The 26,897-nt window shown below is 67.3% G+C and carries 28 protein-coding genes; 24 read left to right on the top strand and 4 right to left on the bottom strand.

The window, feature by feature from the left end:
• The first annotated feature begins 76 nt into the window (after positions 1 to 76).
• From ACIOC0_RS19100 to ACIOC0_RS19025, 16 genes are all read left to right on the top strand, one after another.
• Complete coding sequence (locus ACIOC0_RS19100) at positions 77 to 484, top strand: DUF2958 domain-containing protein (RefSeq protein ID WP_402156194.1); 408 nt, start codon at positions 77 to 79, stop codon at positions 482 to 484.
• On the top strand, positions 484 to 729 hold the full coding sequence (locus ACIOC0_RS19095; RefSeq protein ID WP_402156193.1) for a hypothetical protein: 246 nt from the start codon (positions 484 to 486) through the stop codon (positions 727 to 729). The genes ACIOC0_RS19100 and ACIOC0_RS19095 overlap by 1 nt, the downstream gene beginning before the upstream one ends.
• Positions 726 to 941: a hypothetical protein gene (locus ACIOC0_RS19090; RefSeq protein ID WP_402156192.1), complete on the top strand. Its 216-nt coding sequence runs from the start codon at positions 726 to 728 to the stop codon at positions 939 to 941. Before ACIOC0_RS19095 ends, ACIOC0_RS19090 begins: the two co-directional genes overlap by 4 nt.
• Positions 929 to 1,369, top strand: coding sequence for a hypothetical protein (locus ACIOC0_RS19085; RefSeq protein WP_402156191.1), 441 nt, complete (start codon positions 929 to 931; stop codon positions 1,367 to 1,369). The genes ACIOC0_RS19090 and ACIOC0_RS19085 overlap by 13 nt, the downstream gene beginning before the upstream one ends.
• Positions 1,366 to 1,836, top strand: a complete 471-nt coding sequence (locus ACIOC0_RS19080) for a hypothetical protein (RefSeq protein ID WP_402156189.1) — start codon at positions 1,366 to 1,368, stop codon at positions 1,834 to 1,836. Before ACIOC0_RS19085 ends, ACIOC0_RS19080 begins: the two co-directional genes overlap by 4 nt.
• A gap of 239 nt (positions 1,837 to 2,075) precedes the next feature.
• A complete protein-coding gene (locus ACIOC0_RS19075) occupies positions 2,076 to 3,374 on the top strand; it encodes a replication-associated recombination protein A (protein ID WP_402156188.1) in 1,299 nt (432 codons plus the stop codon).
• The gene (locus ACIOC0_RS19070; RefSeq protein ID WP_402156187.1) at positions 3,371 to 3,520 is read left to right on the top strand and encodes a hypothetical protein; all 150 of its coding nucleotides are present in this window, start codon (positions 3,371 to 3,373) and stop codon (positions 3,518 to 3,520) included. Before ACIOC0_RS19075 ends, ACIOC0_RS19070 begins: the two co-directional genes overlap by 4 nt.
• Positions 3,521 to 3,553: 33 nt before the next feature.
• A complete protein-coding gene (locus ACIOC0_RS19065) occupies positions 3,554 to 4,603 on the top strand; it encodes a hypothetical protein (protein ID WP_402156186.1) in 1,050 nt (349 codons plus the stop codon).
• A 17-nt stretch (positions 4,604 to 4,620) separates the two neighbouring features.
• A complete protein-coding gene (locus tag ACIOC0_RS19060) occupies positions 4,621 to 4,965 on the top strand; it encodes a hypothetical protein (RefSeq protein WP_402156185.1) in 345 nt (114 codons plus the stop codon).
• Positions 4,966 to 4,975: 10 nt separating this feature from the next.
• The gene (locus ACIOC0_RS19055) at positions 4,976 to 6,088 is read left to right on the top strand and encodes a phosphoadenosine phosphosulfate reductase (protein WP_402156183.1); all 1,113 of its coding nucleotides are present in this window, start codon (positions 4,976 to 4,978) and stop codon (positions 6,086 to 6,088) included.
• Positions 6,089 to 6,450: 362 nt separating this feature from the next.
• Entirely contained in the window at positions 6,451 to 6,939 is a 489-nt protein-coding gene (locus ACIOC0_RS19050) for a hypothetical protein (RefSeq protein ID WP_402156182.1), read from the top strand.
• A 599-nt stretch (positions 6,940 to 7,538) separates the two neighbouring features.
• Positions 7,539 to 7,733 (top strand): hypothetical protein, encoded by a 195-nt coding sequence (locus ACIOC0_RS19045; RefSeq protein ID WP_402156180.1) that lies wholly within the window; start codon positions 7,539 to 7,541, stop codon positions 7,731 to 7,733.
• Between the two features lie 34 nt (positions 7,734 to 7,767).
• Positions 7,768 to 7,998 (top strand): hypothetical protein, encoded by a 231-nt coding sequence (locus tag ACIOC0_RS19040; RefSeq protein ID WP_340375811.1) that lies wholly within the window; start codon positions 7,768 to 7,770, stop codon positions 7,996 to 7,998.
• A gap of 336 nt (positions 7,999 to 8,334) precedes the next feature.
• Entirely contained in the window at positions 8,335 to 9,141 is an 807-nt protein-coding gene (locus ACIOC0_RS19035) for a hypothetical protein (RefSeq protein ID WP_402156179.1), read from the top strand.
• 440 nt (positions 9,142 to 9,581) lie between these two features.
• On the top strand, positions 9,582 to 9,761 hold the full coding sequence (locus tag ACIOC0_RS19030) for a hypothetical protein (protein ID WP_402156178.1): 180 nt from the start codon (positions 9,582 to 9,584) through the stop codon (positions 9,759 to 9,761).
• A 182-nt stretch (positions 9,762 to 9,943) separates the two neighbouring features.
• The gene (locus tag ACIOC0_RS19025) at positions 9,944 to 11,134 is read left to right on the top strand and encodes a cytochrome P450 (protein WP_402156176.1); all 1,191 of its coding nucleotides are present in this window, start codon (positions 9,944 to 9,946) and stop codon (positions 11,132 to 11,134) included.
• A gap of 51 nt (positions 11,135 to 11,185) precedes the next feature.
• On the opposite strand, the gene ACIOC0_RS19020 is transcribed toward ACIOC0_RS19025, so the two are convergent.
• Together ACIOC0_RS19020 and ACIOC0_RS19015 are read right to left on the bottom strand one after the other, a co-directional pair.
• Positions 11,186 to 11,875, bottom strand: a complete 690-nt coding sequence (locus ACIOC0_RS19020; RefSeq protein ID WP_402156175.1) for a hypothetical protein — start codon at positions 11,873 to 11,875, stop codon at positions 11,186 to 11,188.
• Between the two features lie 75 nt (positions 11,876 to 11,950).
• Entirely contained in the window at positions 11,951 to 12,409 is a 459-nt protein-coding gene (locus tag ACIOC0_RS19015; RefSeq protein ID WP_402156173.1) for a hypothetical protein, read from the bottom strand.
• An 817-nt stretch (positions 12,410 to 13,226) separates the two neighbouring features.
• On the opposite strand from ACIOC0_RS19015, the gene ACIOC0_RS19010 reads away from it, so the two are divergent.
• On the top strand, positions 13,227 to 15,140 hold the full coding sequence (locus ACIOC0_RS19010; RefSeq protein WP_402156171.1) for a helix-turn-helix domain-containing protein: 1,914 nt from the start codon (positions 13,227 to 13,229) through the stop codon (positions 15,138 to 15,140).
• A gap of 35 nt (positions 15,141 to 15,175) precedes the next feature.
• Here ACIOC0_RS19010 and ACIOC0_RS19005 read toward each other — a convergent pair whose 3' ends face one another.
• The gene (locus ACIOC0_RS19005; protein WP_402156169.1) at positions 15,176 to 16,171 is read right to left on the bottom strand and encodes an ATP-dependent DNA ligase; all 996 of its coding nucleotides are present in this window, start codon (positions 16,169 to 16,171) and stop codon (positions 15,176 to 15,178) included.
• 1,115 nt (positions 16,172 to 17,286) lie between these two features.
• Here ACIOC0_RS19005 and ACIOC0_RS19000 point away from each other — a divergent pair.
• Positions 17,287 to 17,805, top strand: coding sequence for a hypothetical protein (locus ACIOC0_RS19000; protein WP_402156167.1), 519 nt, complete (start codon positions 17,287 to 17,289; stop codon positions 17,803 to 17,805).
• A 265-nt stretch (positions 17,806 to 18,070) separates the two neighbouring features.
• Complete coding sequence (locus tag ACIOC0_RS18995) at positions 18,071 to 18,499, top strand: hypothetical protein (protein WP_402156166.1); 429 nt, start codon at positions 18,071 to 18,073, stop codon at positions 18,497 to 18,499.
• 84 nt (positions 18,500 to 18,583) lie between these two features.
• Here the strand turns inward: ACIOC0_RS18995 and ACIOC0_RS18990 are convergent, their stop codons facing one another.
• The gene (locus tag ACIOC0_RS18990; RefSeq protein ID WP_402156165.1) at positions 18,584 to 19,051 is read right to left on the bottom strand and encodes a LysM peptidoglycan-binding domain-containing protein; all 468 of its coding nucleotides are present in this window, start codon (positions 19,049 to 19,051) and stop codon (positions 18,584 to 18,586) included.
• Positions 19,052 to 19,322: 271 nt separating this feature from the next.
• Here ACIOC0_RS18990 and ACIOC0_RS18985 point away from each other — a divergent pair, with 271 nt between their 5' ends.
• The 5 genes from ACIOC0_RS18985 (at position 19,323) to ACIOC0_RS18965 (ending at position 26,883) form a co-directional block, all read left to right on the top strand.
• Positions 19,323 to 20,267 (top strand): hypothetical protein, encoded by a 945-nt coding sequence (locus tag ACIOC0_RS18985; RefSeq protein ID WP_402156164.1) that lies wholly within the window; start codon positions 19,323 to 19,325, stop codon positions 20,265 to 20,267.
• A gap of 95 nt (positions 20,268 to 20,362) precedes the next feature.
• The gene (locus ACIOC0_RS18980; RefSeq protein ID WP_402156163.1) at positions 20,363 to 21,421 is read left to right on the top strand and encodes a hypothetical protein; all 1,059 of its coding nucleotides are present in this window, start codon (positions 20,363 to 20,365) and stop codon (positions 21,419 to 21,421) included.
• 339 nt (positions 21,422 to 21,760) lie between these two features.
• Positions 21,761 to 23,002: a MoxR family ATPase gene (locus ACIOC0_RS18975; RefSeq protein ID WP_279930512.1), complete on the top strand. Its 1,242-nt coding sequence runs from the start codon at positions 21,761 to 21,763 to the stop codon at positions 23,000 to 23,002.
• Positions 23,003 to 23,112: 110 nt separating this feature from the next.
• A complete protein-coding gene (locus ACIOC0_RS18970; RefSeq protein ID WP_402156162.1) occupies positions 23,113 to 24,798 on the top strand; it encodes a hypothetical protein in 1,686 nt (561 codons plus the stop codon).
• A gap of 177 nt (positions 24,799 to 24,975) precedes the next feature.
• Positions 24,976 to 26,883, top strand: a complete 1,908-nt coding sequence (locus ACIOC0_RS18965) for an AAA family ATPase (protein WP_402156160.1) — start codon at positions 24,976 to 24,978, stop codon at positions 26,881 to 26,883.
• Positions 26,884 to 26,897: the final 14 nt, after the last annotated feature.

Here is a 26,897-nt window from a genome sequence, read left to right as displayed (position 1 = left end):
AGATGCTTCTCGGCCCGGTTCGGCTCCGGGCTACGGCACTACTGAACTACACAAGACCATGAACCAAGGAGGAATCATGCCCGTCGACCGTCGACGCGAAAACCGGCGATCAACTGTCGAACACTGCTCGCAAGATGGCTGCGACGCCACCATTCCCGGACGCGCATGGGGCAAGAGTCATGCGTTCTACCCGAACATCAAGGGCGGCATCCCGCCCCCGATCGGCGCTCAGGAGGGCAGGGGCGAAGCCATGGTGATCTACGTCCACTACCTCATCGGCGGCTGCGACTGGTACCTCACGGAAATGGATCCTCCGTCGCACCGGGCATACGGCTTCCAGGACCTCAGTCAGGGTCATCCCGAGTGGGGCTATATCGGCCTGGAGGAGCTTGACGCCGTCCTCGCGCTCCCACTGAAGCTGCCAGTCGAGCGTGATCTGGTCTTCGAGTCGACGCTGATATCGAATCTGATGGGGCGACAGTGATGGCCGAGCGTTCAGCGCCACTCTGGAATCTGCTCGCCGCGGTGCTCAATGAGCTCGACAAAGCCGGCGAGAATCCGACGATCCTTCATACTCCGGACATAGGACACGTGCTCGGCTCCAACTGTGACCGCGACCATGAGAATGACGAGCAGTTCTGGGTTGAGTACGATCACGAGTCGCTTACCTGGGAGGCCGTCTACCGCGACGGATCGAGCGCCCAGCTCGTGAGGGAGATGAGGTCGTGAGCGAACACATCTACTGTCATGACATCGGCCCTATCGGCAACTGCCCAGATCCTTCCATCGGAAACGTGCGCCAGCAGGGCACTACGGGCGACTGGGACACCTATCCTGCGACGGCCTGCAAAGAACGCCTGGCCGACGCCACCGAAGATCTCGTTGACGGAAACGACGATGCTGTCGTCGAGATGCGGCGGATTAAGACATGTACTACCTGATGCAATGCCCGTGCTGTGGTAACCCCGTATTGCTGCACCAACTGGAGCGCCACACCGCGAAGAGTCTCCTCATAGATCCGGAGACAGGTCTGCCGCCGAATATCGACCCGACAACGGGCGCGTCCAGGGTGCCTACCGCAGAGGCCATGAAGCGGTCCCGCCGGCACGCCGTCTGCTCCTCCTGCATGAAAGAGCAGGAGGAAACGGGCGCCATCACCTTTGTCGCTGCCGCGCGTCAGCTTGGCGAGCAGGAGGCCATGGGGTTCACCGAAGAAGCCCCCCTCGTAGACGACCAGGGCACGCCTATGGCTGTGCGGTGCCCATCGGTCGACTGCGGAGAGATCGTCAGCATCATCGGCGGCGAGATCGAGCGGCACTTCGTCCGCGGCAAGGAGTGCTCGCTGTCGGGGATCAAGGTGATGACATGAGAGCGCCGGAGACGCTGATCCACTACGTGTGGGCGCCCTCACTCGACCTCGCATGGGGACTGGTGAACCTCCGTGAGGCCGATGACGGCGAGTGGCTCGCGGGACACGTCCACGCCGCCCGGGAAGACGCGGAGCGCCAGGAAGCCGATCTCATCGGCACGACGCTGTACCGCGTGACGAGGACGAGCATGCTCGCCGACGAGAGCACGCCCGCGCCCCAGGAGGACGACTGGGTGTTCGTCTGGAGCACCGAGAGACGCCACAACGTGTGGTCCAAGACCAACTGCTACAGCCCGTTCCCGGACGCCAAGCGGTTCGATGGGTACTGGACGTTTCCGGAACCCCAGGAGGCAATCCAGCGGGCCGCGTGGGCGAACGAGGAACCCAGCACCCGGGCTGAGGGGCTGACGTTCCGGGCCTACCTGCTGACGTGGTCTGTGGATGCAGTGCAGGATCCTCTGGTCTGATACGTCCGCAGGCAGGGCGCGCTATAACTCTGGGCGAAGTATTGAAACCCCCGTCGAAATCCCCTTTCGGTGGGGGTTTTCTATGCCCGGATTCACCTCCCTACGTGCATGGGGCTACATCAAGTCCGGCTGATTATTCCAGCAGAACGGCAGCCAATACTGCCCCGAACACCCCCGAATGGGGCGCCGAGCGGCGCGCCCGAAAGAAACGCGACAACCCCGAGAAAGAGGGCTGACCAGTGCCAACCACCACCCATCAGCCCCTGGCCGCCCGCATGCGGCCGACATCGCTCGACCAGATCGTCGGACAGGCGCACCTCGTCTTCCCCGGCTCGCCGCTCGAACTGCTCGTGTCCGGCCGCGGCGCGACCTCAGTACTCCTGTACGGCCCGCCCGGATGCGGCAAGACCACCATCGCCAGCGTCGTCGCACACCAGGCGAGCCGCCGCTTCGTCGAACTCTCTGCCACCTCGGCGGGCGTCGCCGAGGTGCGCAAGGTGCTTGCCGCGGCCCAGAAGGAGCTCGACGCCGACGGCACCCGGACGCTCGTGTTCATCGACGAGATCCACCGCTTCTCCAAGGCTCAGCAGGACGTGCTCCTGCCTGCCGTGGAGGACGGCGTCATCTCGCTGATCGGCGCGACGACCGAGAACCCGAGCTTCAGCGTGAACGCTGCGCTGGTGTCGCGTTCGATCCTCATGGTGCTCAAGCCGATCAGCACCGCCGACATCGTGAAGCTCCTCGCCCGCGCGCTCAATGAGGACCCTGACCTCGATGGCCACGTCAGCGCAGAGTCTCAAGTGCTCGAACTGATCGCGAACCTGTCCGCCGGCGACGTGCGCCAGGCGCTCAGCCGCCTTGAGACGGCTGCCGCCACGGCTATGGCTGCCGGCGAGACGGAGGTCACCGCCCGGACCATCGAGCGCGTCACCGGCGCAGCACTCCAGCGCTACGACCGCGACCAGTACTACGACGTCGTCTCGGCGTTCATCAAGTCGCTTCGCGGCTCGGATCCCGACGCTGCCCTGCACTGGCTGGCCCGGATGCTCGAGGCGGGGGAGGACCCGCGGTTCATCGCTCGCCGGCTGATCGTGCATGCCAGCGAGGACGTCGGCATGGCTGATCCGTCGGTGCTCGCCATCGCAGTGGCCGCCGCGCAGGCGGTCCAGCTGATCGGCATGCCCGAAGCCCGGATCAACCTTGCCCAGGCGACGGTCGCGATCGCCACGGCTCCCAAGTCGCCGGCCATCGTCCGCGGTATCGACCAGGCGCTCGCAGATGTGCGGCGTGGCCGCACCGGGGAGGTCCCGGTGCATCTGCGCGATGCGCACTTCCCGGGAGCGAGGGCCCTCGGCTACGGCCAGGGATATCTGTACCCGCACGACTTCGAGCACGGCGTCGTCAGCCAGCAGTACCTACCTGACCGAGCGCTCGGCACGCAGTACTACGCGCCGACTGCCAACGGCTTCGAACAAACCATCAACCAACGGCTGAGCGCTATCCGTAGCCTCACCGCGACCCAGGAGAACAGACCATGACCTACACCACTGTTGCCCCGCCCCTCGTCACCGAGGACGACCGCACCGTCCCGTACGACGAGACCCGGTCGTCCCTGCCCCGGCGCCCCCGGCTGAGGCCCGCTGCTGTCGGCGGATCCGTTCGACGCACTGACGGCGTCGCTTGACGATCTCCGCTCGCGTTGTGTGGAGGTGGCCTGATGAGCAGCAAGACGACGGCCGCCCTCTTCGGGGCGGCCCCCAGCCCCCGGCTGGCGCTGGTCGCTGGCCCCCAGGTCACGGCCGGCTCGCAGGGCCCGGATAGCGACGCCGCCCGGATTATGGCCGCTCTCGGCTGGTGCGCCGCGTTCGTGGACACGGTGCGGCTGGCTGTCGCCGGTGGCCTGATAGCCGACGCTTCCGGGTTCCGCGCGGTCGACGCGGACGGTCGTACAGGGCGGCGGGTCAAGGGTGAGCGGGTGAGGCTACTCGCCCGCTGCGGATACCTGGCGCGTCACGCCTCGGGCCTGGTCGTGGCGACGGAGGACGGACACGAGGCGCTCAGGCTCGCCGAGGCTGCCGGGCCGGGCGTGCTGCGCGATGAGGCCGACGTCATGGCGTCGGTTCGCAAGACCCGCCGCGCCCGCCAGTGGGACAGCCACGCCGGGCAGGACGCGCACGCCTTGCCGGTGCTCCCCGGGGGCGGTGAGGAACGCCGCCGCCTGGCCGTCGCCCGCAAGGGCGCGGAGCGGGCGGCCGTCGAGGCGGAGAAGACCCGCAAGCGCATCGAGGCCCTGAGGCGGCGGGCGCGGATCCGGGACCGCCGGGAGGCCCGCCAGAAGGCAGCACGGGAGGCCGAGCGCACCGCCCCGCGCCGGTGCTGCCGGGGGGTGTGGCCGCTGGACTGGCGGTGCGGGGAGTGCCGGGAACTGGCAGCGCGAGGCATCGAGGACTTCCCCGCCCTCCCTCCGGGCGACAGCAGGACAAGGCAGGACCACGACAACGACACGGAGGGAGACACGGACATGGCGGCTAAGCGGTGTATCACGGTGAAGCGGATCACGGGGTTTCTGTGGCACGCGACCACGCGCGGGCAGGTGTACACGATCGTGAAGGAGGACGGCCGCGAATGGCCGTGGATCGTGGTGTCTCCCGACGGTGAGCGCATCGCCCACCCGTCCGTGATCAACGACGAGCCGTTTACCGACGACATCCGCGACATTGTCAGGACGCACGCCGACGGCAAGCCCGTTCCCTGTTTCCCCCGCTGACTCCGAGCGGGCCGCCGATGCCGTCGCTCCCCCCCGAGGAGGCAGCCGGCGAGAGCGCCGAGGGCAGCGACGCGGACGAGGCCGCCCTGGTCACCGCCGGCCTCCACAGCCTCCCCACCAGGCGCCTCGCTGCCCGCGAAGACACCGCGTACATCTTCGCCGACATGCACGAGCTGCTCGCCTGGCTGCGTGTACTCGGCGGCCACGTCACCCACCAGGCGGCCGGCGACGGCGTCACCCTCTGGACCCTTCACACCCACACCGAGCCCCGCCGGGACGACTCCCGGACCCCGGTCCTGGTGCACGCGCTCGCCATGACGACCGAGCTGGTCCCCGCCGCCATCACCGACCCCGACGCCTGAAGGGCCCACCGTGAGCACCCTGTTCGACATCGAGCCCACCGCGCTGGTCGTGCCCGACAACACAGTCACTCGTGACCAGTTGCCGAATTTGGCGGACTACGACCTGATCGTTGGGAACCTGTCCGGCGGCAAGGACAGCTGGCTGATGCAGAGCGTCCTGATGGACGCTGCCCGTGCGGCTGGTGTCGCCGATCGCGTGTGGACGTTCCACGCCACCCTGGGCCCGCTGGAATGGCCCGGCATCGAGTACGGCGGCCAGTACTACCCGAGCGTGTCCGAGCTCGCTGCCCAGCAGAGCGCAGCATCAGGTGTGCCAGCCGAGCGGCACATCGAGGCCACCAAGCTCACTCTGGACGACGATCCGGAGCCGTACGACCTGCTGACGTACATCGCCGCGTACGGCTGTTTTCCCCGGTTGGGCACCAGGTACTGCACGAAGGCCTTCAAGGAGCAGGTCGAGGATGCCTCGTTCACCCCGATCATCAACGGCCTGAAGGTGAAGCTGGGTCTGGCGGCCAAGCCCAACGCGGTCAAGTTGACCCGGCGCGTTCGCCGCCTGAAGTCGCTCGGACTCCGCAGCGACGAATCTCGCGATCGCGCCGCCCGCCCCGCCTACCGAAACGTCATGACCAACGGCGTCCGTCACCTGGACGAGTGGTGCCCGGCCAAGGACTGGACCACGCAGCAGGTCAAGGACTTCCACGCGGAGACCGGCTTCCCGCACCACTGGACGTACGACTCCTACCCCGGCGCAGGCAACTGGGCAGGTACCTCCCGCTGCTCCTGCTCCTTCTGCATCCTCGGCTCCAAGCGGGACCTGCTGATCTCCGTACAGCGCCGCCCGCGCCTCGCCGAGCTGATCGCCCACGTGGAGACCGTCCGCGGCGACACCTTCCGCCCCGACATCTCCATGCACGAACTCATCGCCCTGTCCCGCCAGCCCGGCGCGCCCAAGGGCGGCGTGGTCATCCCCGACGAGACCCCCGAGTTCCAGGCCATGAAGGCGTCCGTCATGGACGCCCTTTCCAAGCCGCCCCGCAAGGAAACCAGGCTGGCTGGCTGCCCCCGGACCTCGCTGCCCCTGCTCACCGACACCTGCGCCAGCTGCAACAGGTGCGCCTGACACCAGAACGGACCTCGCCATGACCACCATGACTATCGCGCCCGCCGGGGGCGGCTTCGCCAACGACCCGAACCCTCGCCCTTCGCTCGGAACTCGGCCTGAAGATATGCCGGGTCATCGACAACGCCACGCGGCACAGCTTCGCGGAGGCGGAGGCCGAGCGGCACGAGAAGGCGGAAGACCGTGCGGACCGGTTCGCCGAGTACGGCGCGAACGCAACGTCGACCCCGAGGCGTTCGCGGTCGGCGCGACGTCCAGCACGACGACTCGAACCCCGCTGCTGAACAGCCACCAGATGTCGACGGTCGACCCGAACGACGGTCTGCAGATGCTCCGCAACCGGGTCACGTTCTAGGAGCGGCATGGAACTCATCAACCACCACCAGATACTTGGCTGCGGACACAAGCCGGACGAGCTGTTCTCCTTCCAGGAGCCGGGTGTCTTCACCGACCCGGAGAACGGGGAGAGCTGCTGCCGACGGTGCAGCGACAATCGGCATTACGACCGTGTGCGTAGGCGGCACGCGGAGATCGAGGCGAAGGCGGCGGCCGAGGGCTGGGCGTACGAGTACATCAACACCTCTTACGAGGTGTACTGCCGTAACAGGGAACTGATCGGCAAGCTGGTCTGCCGTGCGTACTGGCGCCACGACCCGCACGGGGTGGACGAGGCCCGAGGAGTTCTCCAGCCCGCGCACACGTACAACTTCGCCTTCAAGCGGCTCGCCACAGTAGTGCCGAACTCACCGGTGACCGGCTACGCGCTCGTCTTCGAGGACGGCAGCCGAGACCCGCTCTGCTACGACAAGGTGTGCGTGGTCACCCGTGAGCCGGCTGGCCTCGACAGGTGAGCTGTCGGAGCCGGTCTACTTCTTCATGCTCCGACGGTATGAGGCCCCGGTTCAGTGAGCTTCGTCAGCCGCCCCTCCGGCGAGTGATGAACCCCCGGGGTGTTGACGATGTCGACGAGCAGGGCGCCTACGCCGTGCTGCCGCGAACCGTGGCCCACAACCTCAAGGTCAGGATGTGGGGAGTGGACTTGTTGCTGGTCCACTCCGATGTGCCGCTGTATGAGTCGTATCGGGTTATGGCCATCACCAACGGCGTCGACTCGGACGACCCCGCGCTTGCGCCGTGTCGGGAAGGGGCAGCTGCGTGGGGTCCACCCGAACTACGAGCTGGCCCCGGCCGTGGCGGGCCTGCGGAACATCCAGTTCGGCAAGGGCAGCATCGACCGCCGTGAGCGCACCGACGCCCCGATGCTGGGCGACGGCAATCAGCCGTACGTGGTCGGTCACCACCTGGTCAACCCGGCCGACCTGACCGCCGCGGCGGACAACGGGGCCGCGCCGCTGATCAAGTTCTGCCGGACCATGCTCGGCGGCGGCCTACCCGACCAATGCCTCCGCCGAGCGGGCGAGCAAGGGGACCTTCGAGAAGGTCCAGGACCTTGTCACCGGGCTGGTCACCACCTACCAGGCCGACAGCCACCCCGGCGCGGGAGGCCGCCTGCGCCCAGTTCCTCGACACCAAGCACGCCGAAGCCGTCCAGGATGCCATCGACAAGATCAACGGCAAGATCCAGGCCCTCAAGCTCACCCGCGCCGAACTGACCGAGAAGCTGAACAGCTACAAGGCCGCCTAGCCCCTCCACCCGTCACCAAGGAGCAGCACCTGATATGGGCACAACTCTCGCCGACCTGTCGGCAGAGCACATCGGAAAGCTGATCGAGGTCGACGATTCGGTCATGGTCGACTCCCGAACCGTGCTCATCGCCGCCACCCGACGCGTGCGACTCCTCGACTACCAGCAGCAGAACGGCGCCACGCGCATCCTTGACGGGTCCGTTCCGCAATGGCCGACCTGGATCGAGTGGGCCGACTGGCGCACGTTCCGCGTACTGAACTGACCCCGCCGGGCCCCACGTCCCGCCCCGGGCCCACCCCGGGCCCCGGCGGCGCGCACCGGGCCCCGCCCGGCCGGCACCCCCGCAGGGCTCCGGTCCCGCGCCCCTCGTGCCCCGGCCTCCGCGCCGCAGAGCCCCGGGGACACCCAGACCAGGGCAGGACGGACCGGCCCCCAGGACCCGTCCGCGCCCACCCCGGCCCGGCCCCCAGGCCCCCAAATCCCCCTCCACCGGGGCCGGGCCGGGGCCGGGCCACCACACACCGACCACAGCCGGACTCGCCTCCCGGCCAGGGCTCCATGCGGACGTGATGTCCGCAAGTAAACGAGAGGAGAACATGTGTCTCAGGACACCAGCTCAGTGAATCGTCAGGCGTTCATGGACAGGCTGCGCGAGCAGTGGGAGAAGCAGCCGACTGAGCAGTACGAGTTCGTCGGGCTGACCGGCATGGACTACAACGACTGGCTGGAGCACCGCCATGGCTGGCCGGTCGACGCGGCTGGCAACTGCCGCATCCACTCGGAGCTGGAGGAATTCCCGGCAACGGACTGCAAGGTCTGCTCGACCCTGATCAAGCTGTACGAGGAGCAGCACGGCAGCACCACCGAGTTGGCTCCGAACGGCTTCGTCACCACCGGCGATGCGGCGCACCTGGCCGCCACCTCGGCCCGGCCCGGGCGCGTGGGCCGTCTCAGCGCCTCGTTCTTGGCCGACCATGCTGCCCTTGAGCAGGCGACCGCCCACTGGCCGCTGGAACAGCTCACGGCAGCCGCCAGCGCCCTCACGGCCGCCAGCATCCGGCGCCGCGAGTCCATGTTCGTGGACGTGCTGCGCGCCCTGTTCTACATCCCCCCGAGCGCAGGCGAGCCCGTCGCCCGGGTCGAGTTCGTGACCGACTCCCCGGCGGAGAACGGCGTATTCTGGAACGAGTCGAGGGTTTACCTCCACCACCCGGACGGGTCGGTGGACGAGTTCGAGGACTTCACCGAGGACGGTGACGAGAAGGAGCTGTACGCCGACCTGGACGACATGTTCCGGGATCTGCTGACAGACATCGCCGCCGACACCCCGCCGCAGCCCGGCGATCACCTGATCGTGGACCTCACTACCGGCGAGTTCGAACGGTCCGGAAAGTGGGCGGCCTAACGGATCACCAGCCCACCCCGACGCCGGTGACACTCCCGGCAGCCGGGACCGCTGAGCGGCAACCACGCGTTCGTGGTGGGGCCCGTACCCGGCAACCCGGGTTCGGGCCCCATGTGCTGCTGTCTCCGGGCACCGCCCGCCCAGCCGTCCGGGCGCACCAATCGCAGTTGCCGAGCCCGAGCCGAACCGTCGACACTCCCGCGGTCTGGCTGCCGGGTCCGCCACGGCCACCAGCGCGCAGCGGTGCGGCGGTGTTGTGCCTGGTCACCGCTCTGCCAGCAGGGGGAGCAGGACCGTAGCTTTCTGAGTGCGGCACAGCGCGGCAGGCGGCCAGGGCAGCAGCAAGTCCCGTGCTGCACAGCGCCGTTACAGATCACTGTCGCGCCGATTGTGGCCACGCGCCGTATTCCCGCTCAGTCTGTGACCAGTTGGAGGAACGCATGCCCCGGTACAAAGTCTTTCTTCATGCTCACGCCGGTGCCGAGGTCGAGGTGGACGCGTCGGACGCGCAGGAGGCCAACCGCCTGGCGCAGGGGGCCGTCAGGGAGCGGAGGGCTGTACGCCGCCCCATCGAGAAGTGGACGCCGACGATGACGGTGAACCTCGACCGCAGGCCCTGACCCCCGGTCGCCGCACCCCTTGCCTGCCATGCCCGGACGCACCCAGCCCGACGTTACCGGGCTGCTAGTCACGATGGAGGACGGCATCGTCCAACTCGCCCGAGGCGGGTCTCGGACACCGGCCCGGCCACCAGGTCCGAGCCGGGAATAGCCGAGCGGGAACAGCATCCTAGGGTGGACATATGGATGCTGCCGACGATTTGATGACCCGCCCATACGACGTCTACCAGAGGCTGCGGACTACCTCTCCGGTGCACCGGATCACAGGAACGGATGGACAACCTGCGTGGCTCGTCACCCGGTTCGACGACGTTCGCGCCGCCCTTGCCGATCCGCTCCTGTCGTTGGACAAGGCGCATGCCCGCGAGGGCAGTTATCGCGGTCTGTCCCTGCCGCCGGCTCTGGACGCCAATCTCCTGAACATGGATCCTCCTGACCACACGCGTCTGCGTCGCCTGGTCGGACGGGCGTTTACCCAGCGTCGGGTCGAGCAGCTGCGCGCGCCGATCCGCGCCACCGCCGACCAACTCTTGGACGCTCTGGGCGCAGACGGCACCGCAGACCTGATCACCGCCTATGCGGCCCCGCTGCCGATCACCGTGATCTGCGATCTCCTCGGCGTCCCGGCAAGCCACCGCAGGGACTTCCGCTCCTGGACGACAGCGCTGATCGCCCCGGATCCGGCCCGCCCCCACGAAGCCAAGGAAGCCATCGTGGCCATGCTGGGCTTCTTTACAGAGCTCATGGCTCACAAGCGGCGCGAGCCGGCCGACGATCTCCTTTGCGACCTGATCGCCGTACGGGATGCGGAGGGCGACCGGCTCACCGAGGACGAGCTGATGTCCTTGGCCTTCCTCATCCTCTTCGCCGGCTACGAGAACACCGTCCAGCTGATCGGCAACGCGATCCTGGCCCTGCTGCAGCATCCGGACCAGATGGCGCTGCTGAGGCAGGACCCGTCCCGAATTACTGCCGCCGTCGAGGAGTTCGCCCGATTCGAGGGCCCGGCCTTGCTTGCGATCCGGCGCTTCGCGATCGAGGACGTGACGATCGGCGGCGTCCGGATTCCGGCGGGCGAGACGGTCCTGCTGTCCTTGTCCGCAGCCAACCGCGACCCGGACCGCTTCCCGGACCCGGACCGCCTGGACCTCGGCCGCGACGCCGTCGGCCACCTGGCGCTCGGCCACGGCATCCACTACTGCCTGGGCGCACCCCTGGCCCGAGCCGAGACCGAGATCGCCCTGGCCGCGCTCCTGGAGCGGTTCGTGGATCTCGAACTCACCGAGAAGGAACCTCGGTGGCGGCCGTCGCTGCGTGCCCGCGGACTTCTCGATCTGCCGGTGCGCTACGCAGGCACCCAGGCCTCGTCCTGACCAGGCCACTCGCTGAAGACGCCGCTGCCCTTCCCGGCGAGGGCAGGGCAGCTAGTCTCCGGCGAGTGCCTTCTTGTCGCGAAGGCGCTCACGCAGGGCACCGATCATGGGGAGTGTTAGGCCGCCGAAGAGGAACAGCACCGCCAGTCCGCTCAGCGTGGGGCTCACGACCTCCTCGGCTTTCAGCGGCCAGGGATTGTCGAGGGTATGGAAGATGATGTACGAGCCCTTGGAGAACGCGTACGCCAGGCCGAGGGCCGCCGACACGGAGGACAAGGCGAAGCCGACGCCACTCCACGGTCTGATGCCCCAGTTACGGCGTGCCGTCCTGCCGCACATGAATGCGAGTTCAGCGCAGGTGACCAGGACGTAGGAGAGGTAGATCAGCAGGTAGGCGGCGACCTTCGGGTCGTCAACGTACTCGGTTGTGAATTCGACATCGGGTCGGTTCGTCGCCAGGAAGAGCGGCACCAGGATCATCAGTTCTACCGCGGCGGCGAAGCCGCGCTGGAACATCGCGGCTTTCAGATACTCGGGTCGGTAGGCCAGGTCCACCATCGTGATCTGGAGGAAGGCGCACCACAGGACCGCGCAAATGTGAGCCACCAGCTTGCCGACGTTGTGCACGCCCGTGATGTCCTGCAACGCATCGGCCACCGCGGGGACGGCGCACAGGACGCCCAGTGTGCACACCCCGAAGGCGAGGGCGATCGCCCAGGTGGAGACCCGCGGATTGCCCACGGCCCTCCGCGTGCAGAGCACCGTGACCACCAATCCGGCTACGGTGCACGTTCCGAAGACTATGCCGTCGACCACTTACAGCCCCTCCAGTGAATCTGCCGCATACCGTGCGGCGTCGTCCATACTCCGGCGTCGTTGGCGCCTGCCCGGCGTCTGGGCCGTCTCGTCAGGCACCGGCTCCAGGCCGAGGTCACCGCGGCGGCGTTCCAGGTCCGCGATGACGTTCTGCACCTCGTCAGGAGGAATGCCGTTCAGTAGTGCCAGTACGCGGCGTAGCAGAGGATCCTCGAAGGCCTCCAGGGCTTTGAGATCGCCGTAGCTGTCGTGCGGCAGAAGGTGCGCGGGTGGAACACCGCCCAGAGCTTCGCACAGCGCCAGGATGGTTCCCACGGTCGGGTTGTCCTGGGCTCCCTTGGCCAGCTTGGCGATGGCAGCGTGTGACACCGACGGGTGATCGCCGGGCAGTGCGTCCACGGCAGCAGACAAGGTGCGCGACGAGAACGCGCGGCCCTTGGCATCCCGGCGGGAGGCCATCAGGGCGCTGAGTCTCTCCGCCAGTGGACGGCGGTTGCGCCTCAGCACAGGCCGGAGTTGCCGGACAGGGCCCGGGAGCTGTCCGGCTGAAGACTGCACACCACCACGTATCGATCTCTCGCTCAGTCGGGGCTGGGTTCGTTGCTGTGTACTTTAGTTGACATGATCGGGGGCGCAAGGCAGGATCACGATAGGGAGAATGAAACCCTGTGAAGCGGATTGACTACTGACCGTAACGTTCGCATTGCAGGAACGATCTCCCGGGCGCTGGGTCCCCAGTGGCCCGAAGGGTTGGCGCGACGGCGGGGGATACGGCGTTGGTGTTTGCCGAACTGCGGCTCGCGCCTGCAGGTTGGCGCTGCACCGGCAGGGGGAAGAGTTGACGATGGAGCTGGCATCCAACAGCAGTGACCACGCTGGCCAGAGTGCGCGCGGCGAAGTGCCGACCATGCCGCAGGCGCTTCTTGACTGCCGCCGCTCTCGGTCTAGAAGGGCGGCCGCCGGGGGAGGGCTGCCCGATCGTCCTCGCCGTCGCGTGGCCCTTCGCCGGGTATGCGTGCTCCGCGCCGGAAGAGGACTCCCGACCGGGATCCTCGCCCGCACGGCACCCCAGACGCGGAGCCGCCTCAAGAGAACGGCTGCGCTGCATCCCCGGCTTCCCCTTCTCGGCGGACGGGTGTGTCAGGGTGCGACTCCACGGTCGGCAGCGCGGGTTGGCGGGAGTGGAGCCATGAGGCCGTGATCGCCGCGCGCCCATGCCGGCCAGCCGGTGCCAGGGGCGCTACACGACCTCGTCCCAACTCCCGAGGAGCGCGTCATGCCGACCCTGGGCTCACTGCCCACCGATAAGCCTGAACTCGAACTGACATTCGTGGAAAGCGGTTCCCGGCGTGCCCAGACCACGGAAATCAACGGCGTGGTGACGATGACGCCGGAACAACTGCTGGAAGGCGGAGTCCCGTCGACTCTGCCCGATGGCTCGCTTGTCCTGATCACCGGCACATCGCCCTTCCGTCTCCGCGGCCGTATCACGACGGTGCTCGAGCTGTTGCTCCAGCGGATGAGCCGGGACGGCGGAGCAGGTCTGGCCGTGAGTGCTGCCCGCGGCGCAAGCCAGCCGTTCCCCCCGGACATCGTGGACCGGGCCGCCCGGTTTGGCATCGCCCTGCTCACCTCGTCCGCGCCCACCGAGTCCTGGGACGGGGTGCACGAGGAGATCCAGCAGTCCCGCCTGATCTTCGCCGAGCGCCGCGCTGCCCAACTCAGCTCGCTCGTACAGGAACTGCCGGCCCAGCTGGCAGATGCCCGGGCCATGCAGCGCATCGCGGACTGGCTCGCCCAGGCCCTCGACTGTCAGGTCCTGGTCAGCGAACCGGAGCGCGTCCTCGCCGCCTCACCGGCCACGGCCGCCGAGCAACTGGCCCAAGCCATCATCCGGCAGTCCGTCGACGGAATTCTCCCCGAGACGCTTTCCGGACCCCACACCCAGCTCATCTCGCTGGCCCCGGCCTCGGCCGCGGACACCGTCCTCGCGGTGGCCCGCAGAACCCCATTCGACGAGGCCGACCTGCGGCTGCTGCGGCATGCGGCAAAACTGCTGGGCCTCGTCGACCAGGCGCACCGCGAGTACCGGGCAGCCTCCGACGCGTCCCGGGCGGCGCGCAGCGCAGCGTTCGAGCTTCTCCTGGACGGCGAGGTCGAAAAGGCGCGGCGCGTCATGGCCAATCTGGCGCCCGGACTTCTGGAAACGGAAACCGCACGCGTCTTCGTCGTGGAGACCCAGCAGGCACGCCGGGACCTGGCTGCACGCCGCTGCAACGCAGCCGTCGGCCAGCAGGCCCTTGTCGTCCCTGACCCGCGAGACAACCGGCGGATCCTGATCGTGCATCCGATCCGCTCCGACGAAGACACCGGGGCAGAGGTCTCTGCCGAACTCACCCGGCTGGTGGCTGCCCTGGGACCCCCTTCGTCACTGGGCGGCAGCGGGGTCTACTCCATGACCCTGCTCGCCGACGCACTTCACGAGGCCATCACCGCCCAGAGGTTCGCCGCCTTGCAACCGGACTCCGTGGCCCTCTCCGTACACGGCTCCGACCTCGTCAGTCTCCTGCCGCAGGCTGAAGCGCAAAACTGGGCCCGCCGCCTGCTGCACCCGCTGATGCGCGACGAGACGCAGTGGGAGTCCATGCGCGAGACCCTTCCTGCCGCCCTCGCCTACCCCTACACGGTGGCCGCCCGCCGACTGCGCCTGCACCGCAACACGGTCATGCGCCGCGCCTCACGCGCCGCTGAACTGTTGCGCATGGACTTCGCGTCCATAAGCGACCGCATCGCCGTCGCCCTGGCCATGGAACTGGTCACGCAACGAGAGATTTCCGCTTCGCCGGTTCTGGCTGCTTCGGAACCGCCCTCCTTGGCACGACTGTTGGAAAGCCCCCACGTGCACGCCTGGGCACAGACCTTGGTCAGACCGGTCCAGGCGGACCGGCGTGACCTCCAGTCCACGGCGCTTGCCTGGCTCACCTTCGACACACACGTCGAGCCCGCAGCCCGCGCGCTCGGTCTCTCCGAGGTCACGGTGCGTTCCCACCTGCGCGCCGTGGAGGACCACATGCAGCGCGATCTTGCCACCCTCGCGGGCGTACGCGATCTCCAGTTCTCGTTGCACGTCGTCACGGGCCAGCCTGATCTGCGCTCAGATCGTCCGGGCTTGTCCGTGGTCGCCTGCTGACCGTCGCCGCCAGCGCCCGGCGCGGGTCCCGGTCTTCATCTCCCTCTCCCCTGCGGCCTGCGGACCTCGAAGGGTGGCACGTCGGCGACGGCCATGTCCGCTCGTACCCGCACGAACCGAACAGGGTGGCGCAGGCGGCCTCGAGCGTCCCGGGAGATATCCGCGCTGACCTCCACGACCGTCTCCGGAACGACCAGCGACACCTTCAAGTTCTGCTGTGATCCCCAACCGGCAGAGAAGGACCGCCCGGCCCACGGGTGATCCGTCTGCACCGGGCGTAGGAAGCCGCCCGCACTTCGGGCCTGGGCGGTCGGCAAGGTGCCTGTGCGTCCCACGTATCGCAGTCGTCCCTCCGAGTCGTGCTGGCCGAGCAGCAGGATCCCGGGGCGGCGCGGCGCTCCGGTGACCGCACCGACGACCATCTCGAGGGTGTCGCGCACGCGGAACTTCCGCCAGGAGCGCGCCCCTGGCCGATAGCTCTCGCCGCCGTCCTTGAACACACAGCCCTCCACGCCGGCCGCTGACCAGGCCAGCCACCCGCGGGCCACCTCCGCATCATTGGTTGACGGGCACAACGTCCAGGGCGCCGAGAGACCCTCCCGCCGGAACAAGTCCTCCAGCGCGCACCGCCTTTCGACGTAGGGGCGCTCGAGCAGGCTCCGGCCGTCCAGATGGAGCAGGTCGAAGGCAACATAGTGAGCCGGCCAGACGGCCGCGGCACGTTGCGCGGCGGCACCCCGTCGGTGCAGCCGCTGGGTGAGCCGCTCGAACGCGAGCCTGGTCTCTTCCCACACGACCAGTTCGCCGTCGAAGACGACGGAGCAGTCCAGCCGGCCGATGGCATCGGTGATCTCCGGAAAGGCCGCGGCCAACTCACCGCCCCTGCGCGAGCGCAGCACCGAGGAGCCATCAGTATCCCGCGCTGCGAAGGCCCGGAAACCGTCCCACTTCGGTTCGGCAAACCAATTCAACGGGAGGGCAAACGTCTCGACGGGTGCCGCCAGCATCGGCTCGGCGGGAAGCTCGATCACATCGGAGGGGCTACCACAAACCCCTCACCGACCCAAGGAGGACACGAGGAAAGTGGCTCGTCGAGAGGGGGTAAACTCACCCTGCCAAGATCACAAAGGCCCACCGGTGAAATGGCGCTTTGTCGACCAACTGGCCGGTCGAGGCGTGGTGTTGTGAATGTGGTGCAAAGTTTGCCAAGTGCCGGATGAGCCATGCCGGGAACCGGGATGTGTGCACCCCCGACATGACCGTCATGAGGAAGGTGCACTTCCGCGCTGGCACGCGGCCGACTGGTGCAATGCCAACAGGTGTCAATGATCAGTTTGTGCACCGGCGAAATGGCATCGCCCGCAGCATATGCCTAGCGTTGTCGATGCAAGCCCGGCCCCACCGCCGGACGAGTGAGGCACAAGCCGAACTCGCCCGCGGGGGGCCGATTAGGCCAGCGGCGAGCTGGCCCGGTGAGCGGCGACGAACGCGCCGCATGCACCAGGAGGCGGGCATCAGAGGGTGGCTCCAACCACCGTCCCGGCACCCGCTCTCGCCAGCGCAAAACCAGGCCCCTGCCAGGGCCTGTGCATAACGACTCTCAGCAGAGTCACCACCAGCAGATCTGAGGAACCCACTGGGGCCTTCCACCGGCGTGTTCGAGCACGTCGGCGGTGCCGAGAATAGACCAGTGCGCGGCGTGAGAACAGCGCGGCCGCTGGACTTTCACGAGAGAAGGCCCCCCGAGCCAGACGGGGCGAACTGCATGACCTCCAAGCACGCGACGGACCAGCCGGCACCGCGCACCACAGTGACGGCTCACCGCCGATGCTCCTGGGCCCAGCCGGACCGTACGAGGGACCTCGGCGCAGCCGGGCTGAGTGGCTAGCACCCGAACACGCCCGACGGCGCGTCCGAGCCGGTCGCGGATTTACCAGATCCATGGCTGGCCCTTCCGTCCGGGGAAGATCTGCTTCCCCCGAGCGAGCGGCCCGCAGCAGGAGCGAGGCGAGCTCCCAGCAGATGCTCCTGCGCGCCGCAGTGAAGAACGATTGAGGCTCGCTGCTTAGAGGCATGTGTCGTAGCCAATACGCCCCATGGCATCGCAAACCTCCCGGATCTCGCATATGAAGGAGCGCACCGACCGATGAACCACCCCCACCCAGAAGCGTCCAACTCTGACGAGTTCAAAGGCTTCAACGAAGCCCGGCGCATCATGTGGTGCCATGACGCTCGGGCTCGCGTGTACGAGCGGTTCGAGCAGACGAGCTTCATCGGTGACACGAACGTTGCAGCGGTCCACGTCGACAACACCACCAGGGCAGACCGCGTGTTCCTCGTGGCATTCGACAAGGCCGGCCAGCAGGTCGGCGTCGACACGCTCTACGTCGACGAGCCGAATCAACACCTCGACATCGCGCCCGAGTTCGACCACGACTTCACCGGCGTGGACGTCATACCCGACTCCCCACTTGAGCAGGCCATCTCCCGTGAGAACGGCTGGGTCGTCAACATGACGGCCCTGCGCGAGTACGACCTCCTGGCCGATCGCCGGGCCGTGCAGCGTGAGGTGTTCCTCGAGCACCTGAAGGACATGATGAAGAAGGGTGACGTCCGCGGATTCCTGTTTGGCCGGGGTGAGTCCGGTGACACTGATGCGGCGTGAGAGACCACGAACTCGTACCTCAGACGACCCCGCCGGCAGCCTGGCCGGCGGGGTCGTCTGATCTCTGACGCTGTTAGAGTGCTGCATTTTCGCAACAGGGGAGGGGATCAGCGCAGCTGATCCGGGTGTCGACCCCGGGCCGAGCGCTTTGCGGGGAGACATGCCGTGGACCGGCTCACGCCGGTCCCGGGTGACGCCTCGCGGTGAGCCCTACGAGGCCACGCAGTTCGTCTTCGGGCACCTTCGACGTCCAGGAGCAGCAACCATGAGCAAACCGCTGAGCATGGGGGACCTCACGGTCAAGTTCCACAGCAACCGCGCCTGCGTCTACCGCGGCGAGACCACGATCGGGCAGGACCCTGAGGGAAGTCTCTACCGCGTCGTCCAGCGTCTGGACCCGGCCGAGTTCGAGATCGCGACCCTCGTCCCCACTGGGTGGGTCACGCTTCTGCAGCGACTGGGTGGAAGAGCCCAGGACCGAAGCATGACCGCGTCCGCCGATTCCGGGCTCACGCTGGACGACGTCCTCGATCTGAGCACAGCGCTCGGATCTCGTCGATGCGAAGATCGAGCTGCTCAGCGAGTACAAGCTCGAATACCCGCAGGACTACGCGCCGGATGGCATCCGGTCCATGAACGACGAGGTCGAGCAGTGGACCTGCAGGCCCACCGGGAAGCAGAGTCCTCCGCCTGAGAAGACGACGATGCCCTGACCGCCTCGTGGCGATCAGGGCATTGAATCAGGCTCGGTACGCGGCAGTGCCGCCCTGCCGGGTCGTCACACCGGCGGGATGAGCAGCGAGGCCCCCGCGTAGATGAGATCCGGATTCTGGATCCTGTTCGCCTCGACCAGGATGCCGATCGGCACCCCCGTCGTCCCTGAGATCGCGGTGAGCGTATCGCCTGGCTTGATGGTGTACGGCTTCGCCTTCGGCGCTGGCTTCGCCTCGGCCGGTGCACCCGATCCGTTGGGCTTGTCCTCGTCGCCGCGACCCGGCGTCGGATCCTGACTCGCCCCGTTCTCGTCCTGCTTCCCCGTGCCGCCCTCGCTCGGCTGCTGGGCGCTGCCGCCTCCGGCGTTCTCGCCGGGATTCACCGGTGCCTCGACCGGGGCGTGATGGCCCCGCAGTGCCTGGATGAAGCCGCCGTCGGACGTCGCGAGCTGCGTCAGGCCCCATCCGGCGAAGAGCGCCGCTCCGCCCACCATGACACTGGCGGCGATGACGGGTCCGTTGCCGAAGCCCATCGGGCCGGCGTGACTCCCGGCAGATGCTCTCGTCTGCGCCGACGGCTTCAACGCCGTCCCCACTGACCTCTGAATCGTAGCCGTCATCCCTGTCACGACTCCTCTGAGAATAGCGCGTACAACCATTCATGTCCGGCATTGACATTCTACTCATAGCCGAACGGAAGTTGATAGAATAGGTGATTGGATGGCAGTCCGAATCCTGTCTGATAGCACCCCAATGGGCCTCTGAGTCACCGACCGCCAGACCGAACGAAGGAACCGCATCACCATGGCCAGCTACTCCATCTCCGCCAGGAAGATCACCGAGGGCAAGAACGTCTTCATCCGCGGGAAGCTCGGCTTCGCCGTACTCGCCCGCCTCATCGAAGGCGCGGAGCTCGTTGCCAGCGACCAGCGCAAGACGAAGAACGGCATGAGCCCCGTCGGCAAGCCGCACACCACCGCGACGATCACTCACGCCGAGGTCCAGTTCGCCGATCCGAGCAACCCCACCCTCGAAGAGCAGTTCGTCTCCGAGCGCCGCTACGACTCCCCGAAGCGGCCCGAAACCGGCCCCAACTACTCCATCGACTCCAAGGGCAGTACCCTGCCGGTCATCGCGATCCCTTCTTCGAAGGGCGACGGCACCTACGACCAGGACGAGTCCGGCCAGGAGCTCGCGCAGGGCCTCGACGTCACGCTCGTGCTGCGCACCTACAAGCCGAAGAACTTCGAAAACCGCGGCCTGGCCCTCGAACAGGTGATCGTCCACGAGGCGCCGCGTTACTACAATGCCGGCGGCATCGACCAGGCTGAGCTGGCTGCGCGTGGCATCGTGCTCAACGGCACGCCGCGCCCCGTTCAGGCCACTCCTGCCAGCGCTGCCCCTGCCGCCGCCGTCCCCGTGGCGACCGAGGTCGAGGACGGCCTGTCCTTCCCGGCCCCCCAGCCGGCGTCCGCACCTGTGGCCGTGGCCGCGCAGGCTCCGGTTCACGCTCAGGCCCCGGCGACCGCCGTGGCTGCGCCCGTCGCTGCTGCTCCTGCTCCGGATGCTGTTGCGGCCGCAGCTCCCGCTCCGGCCCAGCAGGAGACCCTGGAGCAGAAGCTCGCGCGCCTGGAGGCCGAGAACGCTTCCCTCAAGGACGCCGGTTCGGCGGTGGGCACGCCCGTGGCCACCGGCCCCTGGAACGGCTCCGGCCCGGCCCAGCAGGCGGGGATCACCTACCAGGGCTGATCCACGCTGACCATCGATGAGACCCCCGTACTCGCATCCGTGCAGTACGGGGGTCCTGTCTTTCTCTTCCCCTCCTGACGCCTCCGATCGAAAGCGTGCGTCCCACGATGACTCCAGCCGACCCCCATGCCTGGTTCCCGCAGTTCTACGGCAACCCCGCGATCCGTACCCTCGCCAGTGCCTGTCGGTGGACCATCTCCGGACAGATTGGGGAAGAGACCCCTGACGATCTCACCAAGCCGCCGAAGCGCAAGGCCCCGATCGACGTACGGCACCTGCTCGCCGGCTGCACCTTCAGCTGCATGCACGCCGGCCCACTACGCGGAGCCTTCGCCCTGGACGAGACCTGCCTGCTCACCCTCGACGAACTCACCGCGGCGATACCGGACGCCGCGAACACCGCCTTCTACCTCCAAGCCCAGACTGACGGGCTGCTCGTCCTCGACATCGAGGCCGACTGCCCGCCAGGTGTGGCCACAGACCTGCTGCGGCTGCCGGGCATCCTCTACTCGGAGCTGTCGATGTCCGGCCAGGGCTTCCATCTCGTCATGCCGCTGCCGAAGAACTTCCACGACTTCCCCGTAGCCGCCGGCAAGCGCGTCCTGCGTGAGGAACACGGCTGGTACGAGCTGCTCCTGGACCACTGGTCGACCTTCACCCGCCAGCCGGTGCCCGATCGCATCGTCGCTCACGTCAACGCAGCAACTAGCGCGCCGGCCTTCGCCTCCATCGAGGACCTCTACGCGCAGCTGGCCGTGAACGCCAGCGAGAGCTCCGGTGCTTCAGCATCAGATGTCGACACCGCCGAGGACATGCCCGACATCCCGTACTCGCAGGCCATCGTCGAGCAGACCCTGGCCAGCGCACGCCATCAGCTCCGGGACCCCGGCGACTTCAACCACGACATGTCCCGCTGGGAGTTCTCCGTTCTCGCGTCGCTCTACGGCTGGATGCGGACGCAACTGCGCGCCTACAGCGCCCTCGGCGTCGAGTACTCGACGGGCGATACCGCGTGGTTGCTCTACAAGGCGGCGGTCGATGTCATCCCTGCGCGCGCCAAGCACAGCGAGCGGCGCAACGGCCGGCCCTTCCTCCTCGACCGAGCCGCCGCGCTCGTGGCCGACCGCGAGGCCCGTTCCTCGTCGACCAACTGACTGACGCTCTGCGCCTGTTCCTGCTGCTGCTTCTGCTCCCGGTTCATCTGCTGCCTCCGGCAGCGGGTGGGGTGGGTGACGGGTGCTGCGGCGGGGCCGAGCACAGGTGGAGGACAGTGCTGGATCGCGCGGAGCGCGATCGGGTGGCGATGTGCAGCGGGGCTCCATCGCCACCAATGGCGGGGATGCAGGTCTCCGCCAGGCTCAGACGGCGCGGCCCGCGCCACAGGACCCTTCACGGCCTATGCAGCCTCGGCGACGCCGAGATCAGCAGCGCCGTCCTCCGACATCTCTTGTCTTTCTCTCTCTTCCTCGCCCACGCACAGAAAAGACGTCGACATGAAGTTCAACGACACCCTGACGACCCTCATCAAGCAGTCCCTTGAGGTCGGCGCGACGCCCGCTCTCATGGGCGAACCCGGCATCGGCAAGTCCAGCTTCGTCGAGGACCTGGCCTACTCCATGGGCACGCAGGCTTTCACGCTGCCGTGCAACCAGCTCGCCGACAAGGCCGACCTCACCGGTGCGCGCCTGGTGCCGTACACCAAGGACGACGGCACGCAGAGCTACAAGCAGGTCTTCTACCCGCACCAGGTGATCCAGGAGTGCATCGACTACGCCGAGAAGAACCCGCGCGAGTGGCCGATCCTCTTCCTCGACGAGATCAACCGCACCACCTCCGACGTCACCTCCGGCGCGCTGACCCTGGTCACGCTGCGCCGCATGGGGTACGTCGAGCTGCCCAAGAACGTCCGCATCGTCGTGGCCGGCAACGACAGGGGCAACGTCACCTCGCTCGACGAGGCAAGCCTGTCCCGCTTCGCGATCTTTCACGTCGAGCCCGACGCCGCCACCCTCATGTCCGTCCTCGGCGACAACATCAACCCCTGGGTGAAGACGGTGCTCACGCAGTACCCCGGGCTCATCTTCCAGAAGTCGACGCCCGAGGCCATCGTCGCCGACGGCCAGGACGACGACGACAACGGCAACGTCACGATGGCCGATCTGTTCGACGGCGGCGAGGAGATGAACCAGCTCACCACGCCGCGCACCATCGACAACCTGTCGAAGTGGCTCAACGCGGCCGACCCGCAGCAGCTGGCGCAGTACCTGGCCACCCCGATCCAGATCGGCGACCGCGAGACCTCGCTGCTGAACGAGGCCATCGAGGCCTACGTCGGGGACACCATGTTCACCACGCAGCTCGTGGCCACCATTGCCCAGGACCTGGCGAACAACGTCGGCGGCGTGCAGCAGAACCGGGTGAACGTCCCGAAGCCGAACTGCTACCAGAGCCTGAAGGCCGCAGCGACGATGACCGACATGGCCGCGGTCATCGTGACGCTGACCGACAACGAGAAGTCCGGGTCGCTGCTGTACGCGCTCAAGGAGAGCAAGGACAACGCGCGCCTCATCGAGCAGCTGGCCCAGGCCATCACCCAGATCGAGCCGGAGCACACGCGCACGCTCATCGAGATGGTGACCAGCCAGCAGATCGACCGCCAGAACCTCGAGGCCTTCATGGAGATCGACGCTCCGATCGTCAACCAGGCCAAGCCGGTCCTTTCGGCCTTCCTCTGATCGCTCGCTCACCGGTGGTGGGGACTGCTGCGGGCTGCCGTCCTTGCTGCAACTCCCCACCGCCGGCGGCGCTCTGCCGCTGCCTTGTCCTCAGAAGGAGACCACGACCCATGACGATCACCGTCACGAACCAGAAGCCGGCCGTACTCGACGCACTGCACACCATCTCGTGCACCGGTGATTACGACCCGATGCCGGCGATCCGGCAGACCCTCATCGACCCGCTGCTGGAGCCGTTGAACCCCAACGCCCCGGCGAGCATCACCGACGCCCAGGGCGCTGATCTGACGGGGGACATCCCGGATCTGGTTCTGAGCTGCCTCGGCGACACGCTGAACATGGCCAGCGAGCAGACCGTCAAGGAGCTGCTCGGGCAGACCCTGATCAACTTCGACCAGGGCACGCCGCTGCCGGTCGCCGAGCTCTTCGCCGTCCAGGCCGGGCAACGGAACAAGATGCCCGCGCCCTCCCCGCGGGTGCTCTACACCGCGCAGGCTGATGTCCTCCCTGCCGCGAAGGCCCTGCTGGCGGGGACCGGCGACGAGAGCGCCTTCTTCGCCTCGATCGCCTACACCTTCAACCCCGACACCCTCGGGTTCTGGTTCCAGTCCTCCGCGGCCTTCGACGACTTCAAGATCTGGCTGGCCCAGCAGACTCAGACGATGGCCAGTGCGTTGCCGCCGGCCACCACCAAGCTGCTCAACGACTTCACGGCCCTGTCCCTGAAGGGGCTCACCGAGTCGCTGCTGGTGCGCAAGGACGACTCTGACGCCAACGATGAGCACTCCTTCGCCCGCGTGCTCGTGCACATGCTCATGAACTACGTCGAGCAGCAGCGGGCCCAGGCCAGCCAGCAGAACACCGCCCTGGACACCGGCGTCCTGCCGTTCACAGTCGGGGAGCTGTTCTGCCCGCGCTCCCTCGTCCTGGTCAACGTCGAGGCCCATGCCCGGGCCACCGCGGCGAAGATTACGGGGGAGTGGGACCTCATCAACCAGTCGCTAGCCTCGCCTGTGAAAGTCGTCTCGAACGCGTCGCTGTCCAAGCTCACCTCGCTGCCGCGGGCCGCAGCCCGGGCCGCCGCCATGGGCGCCAAACAGCAGTCGGGTCAACCCGGCAGCCGTAGCGCCCAGGTGGCGTTCCGCAAGCAGCCGCCGAGCAAGCTCGACCTGTTCAAGGACATCACCCGCGTGCTGCGCCGGATGGGCAAGGTCAACAAGTCGCAGAACATCTTCCGCACGACGAACGCGACCTTCCTCAAGGCCAACCGCCGGAACCCGGACGACTTCAACAAGCCCGGCCGGATCACCTCGGTGCAGTACATGCCCGACCTGCACATCTACATCGACACCTCCGGTTCGATCTCCGAGGAGAACTACCAGGAGGCGGTCATGATGCTCATCCGGATCGCCAAGAAGCTCAACATCAACCTGTACTTCAACTCGTTCAGCCACTTCCTGTCCCAGGAGGTGATGCTGCGCACGGAGAACAAGTCGACGGCCCAGATCTGGAAGGAGTTCCGCAAGATCCCGAAGGTGTCGGGCGGAACCGAGTACACGCAGATCTGGCGGTACATCAACGCCAGCCGTGTGCGCCAGCGCAGGCTCTCGCTCATGGTGACCGACTTCGACTGGCTGCCGCCGTCCACGCGTCAGGACCACCCGAAGAACCTGTACTACGCACCGTGCTCCGCCATGGACTGGTCGTTCATGGTTGACCTGGCAAAACGCTACGCCGACTCGATGCAGCACATCGATCCGAGCATCCGGCAGAGGCTCCTCGGCATGGTCGTCTGACTCTGCTGCCCCCAAGAACCGCCAAGAGCGGTGCCGTGCAACCAACTCCCCTGGCCGGCACCGCTCTTGGCGACCCCTGCCTTTCTCTCTCACTCATCCATATCCCTGCTCGGGACACCGTGGCGCATCCACCCAGCGCGCCACCACGCCGAGCGACCCGCACCGAAGGAGGACCCGGTGGGTCTCAGCAACTTCACACCCGGCGGCTCCGACGACGACAAGGGCAACGGCGGTGGCGGCAGCTTCCCTCCGCAGTTCCCGTCCGGGGGACTACCGTCCAGCGGTGGCAGCGCCGATGACGTCAAGGAGCTCCTCGTCGACTACAACGAGAAGTTCAAGAACGCCGATCCGACCATGTTCCGTGACACGCTCATCGGGCAGGTCCTCTCGGTCGTCATCAGCAAGACCAAGCCCAACGCTCTGCTGGTCGGTTCCGCCGGCGTCGGCAAGACGAAGATCGTCGAGGACATCGCACGGCGCATCGCGCTCGGCGACGCCCTCATTCCCGACCAGCTCAAGGACTACACGATCTACGAGCTGCCCATCACCAACATCATCGCCGGGACCGGCATCGTCGGCTCGCTGGAGGAGAAGGTCAAGGCGATCGTCGAGTTCGCCTCGGACCCCAAGAACAAGGCCATCCTGTTCATGGACGAGGTCCACCAGATCACTGGAGGGTCCGGCAGCCATGGCGACGCCGTCGGCCGCAAGATCTCGCAGATCCTCAAGCCGGCCCTTGCCCGCGGCGACATGTCCGTCATCGGCGCGACCACCAGTACGGAGTCACGGGCCTTCGACGAGGACCCGGCCTTCGCCCGGCGCTTCACCCGGCTCATCGTCGACGAGCTGAGCGTCGAACAGACGCTGGCCGTGATGACCGCGGTCCGGCCCGGCCTCATGGCGCACTACCGTCACCAGATCGGGGTCTCCGACGACGTCCTGGCCTCGGTCGTGCAGATCGCCGAAGCGAACTCCCGGGCTGGCCAGCACCGGCCGGACAACGCTATCACGCTGCTCGACCGCGCGATGGCTGATCGGGTCCTGGAGCAGAAGAAGCTCATCGTCCAGGCCGAGAACGCCGGAGACACGGCACTTGCGCAGACCTTGCGGTCCATCCCGCAGGTGCCGCTGACGAATACCCGTGTGCTCGATGTGGCCAAGCGCCTGATGACCGGAAACGCCCAGCGCAAGGACCTCGACGTCACCGCGCTGAGCGCCACGCTCACCAGCCGCCTGCAGGGCCAGGACGACGTGCTCGCCAAGCTCACGGACCGTCTGGCCCGCGAAGAGCTCGACCTGTTCCCGACGAAGACGCCCACGACGTGGCTGTTCGCCGGGGCCTCGGGTGTGGGTAAGACCGAGGCGGTCAAGATCATCGCTGAGGAGACTACCGGCACCGAGCCGATCATCCTCAACATGACCGAATTCCACAGCGAGTGGTCGACGTCGAAGATCATCGGCTCACCTCCCGGCTATGTCGGATCGGACTCCAACCAGGAACTCCCGTTCGACACGCTGGAGTCCAACCCCCACCGGGTGATCCTGCTCGACGAGTTCGAGAAGGCCGACAAGGCCGTGCAACGCCTGTTCCTCTCGGCGTTCGACGAGGGCTACATCCGCAACGCCCATGGCAAGATGCTGGACTTCTCCAAGGCCCTGGTCATCTGCACGACCAACGCCGCCCGTGATTCGCTCGACGGCAAGATGATCGGCTTCGGCAACAACCCGAAGACCATCTCGGACCAGAGCCTCAACAAGGCACTGGAGCAGTTCTTCGACGCCGAGCTGCTGGGCCGGTTCTCACTGGTCGTGGGGTTCAACCCCATCGACCGGCAGACCTACCGGCAGATCATGGCCGCCGACTACGAGCGGCAGCGTGAGCGGATCGTCGAGGCCAAGCCGCGGCTGGCCCAGGCGCTGCCCGTGTCGATGCCCGACGACGAGCTGCGCGCGATCGAAGAGACCACCTACGTGGACTCCCAGGGTGCGCGGCCGGCGCGCAAGGCTGTTCGCACCTGGATCGAGGACTACCTGCTCGCTGCCCAGACCGGCGGCGCAGCCTCGGCATCCCCGTCGGACGACTGAGCAGCCGTCCGCAT

This window comes from Streptomyces sp. NPDC088254 (assembly GCF_044740925.1).
Lineage (GTDB): Bacteria > Actinomycetota > Actinomycetes > Streptomycetales > Streptomycetaceae > Streptomyces.
This window is presented reverse-complemented; position numbering and strand designations above follow the sequence as displayed.

Bases quoted from the DNA above. Each gene is read 5' to 3' on its own strand.
- ACIOC0_RS19070 (WP_402156187.1), top strand. From the start codon at position 3,371: ATGACCTACACCACTGTTGCCCCGCCCCTCGTCACCGAGGACGACCGC.
- ACIOC0_RS19060 (WP_402156185.1), top strand. From the start codon at position 4,621: ATGCCGTCGCTCCCCCCCGAGGAGGCAGCCGGCGAGAGCGCCGAGGGC.
- ACIOC0_RS19015 (WP_402156173.1), bottom strand. From the start codon at position 12,409: ATGGCCTCCCGCCGGGATGCCAAGGGCCGCGCGTTCTCGTCGCGCACC.
- ACIOC0_RS19085 (WP_402156191.1), top strand. From the start codon at position 929: ATGTACTACCTGATGCAATGCCCGTGCTGTGGTAACCCCGTATTGCTG.
- ACIOC0_RS18985 (WP_402156164.1), top strand. From the start codon at position 19,323: ATGGCCAGCTACTCCATCTCCGCCAGGAAGATCACCGAGGGCAAGAAC.
- ACIOC0_RS18975 (WP_279930512.1), top strand. From the start codon at position 21,761: ATGAAGTTCAACGACACCCTGACGACCCTCATCAAGCAGTCCCTTGAG.
- ACIOC0_RS19000 (WP_402156167.1), top strand. From the start codon at position 17,287: ATGAACCACCCCCACCCAGAAGCGTCCAACTCTGACGAGTTCAAAGGC.
- ACIOC0_RS19050 (WP_402156182.1), top strand. From the start codon at position 6,451: ATGGAACTCATCAACCACCACCAGATACTTGGCTGCGGACACAAGCCG.
- ACIOC0_RS19100 (WP_402156194.1), top strand. From the start codon at position 77: ATGCCCGTCGACCGTCGACGCGAAAACCGGCGATCAACTGTCGAACAC.
- ACIOC0_RS18995 (WP_402156166.1), top strand. From the start codon at position 18,071: ATGAGCAAACCGCTGAGCATGGGGGACCTCACGGTCAAGTTCCACAGC.
- ACIOC0_RS18970 (WP_402156162.1), top strand. From the start codon at position 23,113: ATGACGATCACCGTCACGAACCAGAAGCCGGCCGTACTCGACGCACTG.
- ACIOC0_RS19080 (WP_402156189.1), top strand. From the start codon at position 1,366: ATGAGAGCGCCGGAGACGCTGATCCACTACGTGTGGGCGCCCTCACTC.
- ACIOC0_RS19065 (WP_402156186.1), top strand. From the start codon at position 3,554: ATGAGCAGCAAGACGACGGCCGCCCTCTTCGGGGCGGCCCCCAGCCCC.
- ACIOC0_RS19095 (WP_402156193.1), top strand. From the start codon at position 484: ATGGCCGAGCGTTCAGCGCCACTCTGGAATCTGCTCGCCGCGGTGCTC.
- ACIOC0_RS19010 (WP_402156171.1), top strand. From the start codon at position 13,227: ATGCCGACCCTGGGCTCACTGCCCACCGATAAGCCTGAACTCGAACTG.
- ACIOC0_RS19030 (WP_402156178.1), top strand. From the start codon at position 9,582: ATGCCCCGGTACAAAGTCTTTCTTCATGCTCACGCCGGTGCCGAGGTC.
- ACIOC0_RS18990 (WP_402156165.1), bottom strand. From the start codon at position 19,051: ATGGGCTTCGGCAACGGACCCGTCATCGCCGCCAGTGTCATGGTGGGC.
- ACIOC0_RS19025 (WP_402156176.1), top strand. From the start codon at position 9,944: ATGGATGCTGCCGACGATTTGATGACCCGCCCATACGACGTCTACCAG.
- ACIOC0_RS19040 (WP_340375811.1), top strand. From the start codon at position 7,768: ATGGGCACAACTCTCGCCGACCTGTCGGCAGAGCACATCGGAAAGCTG.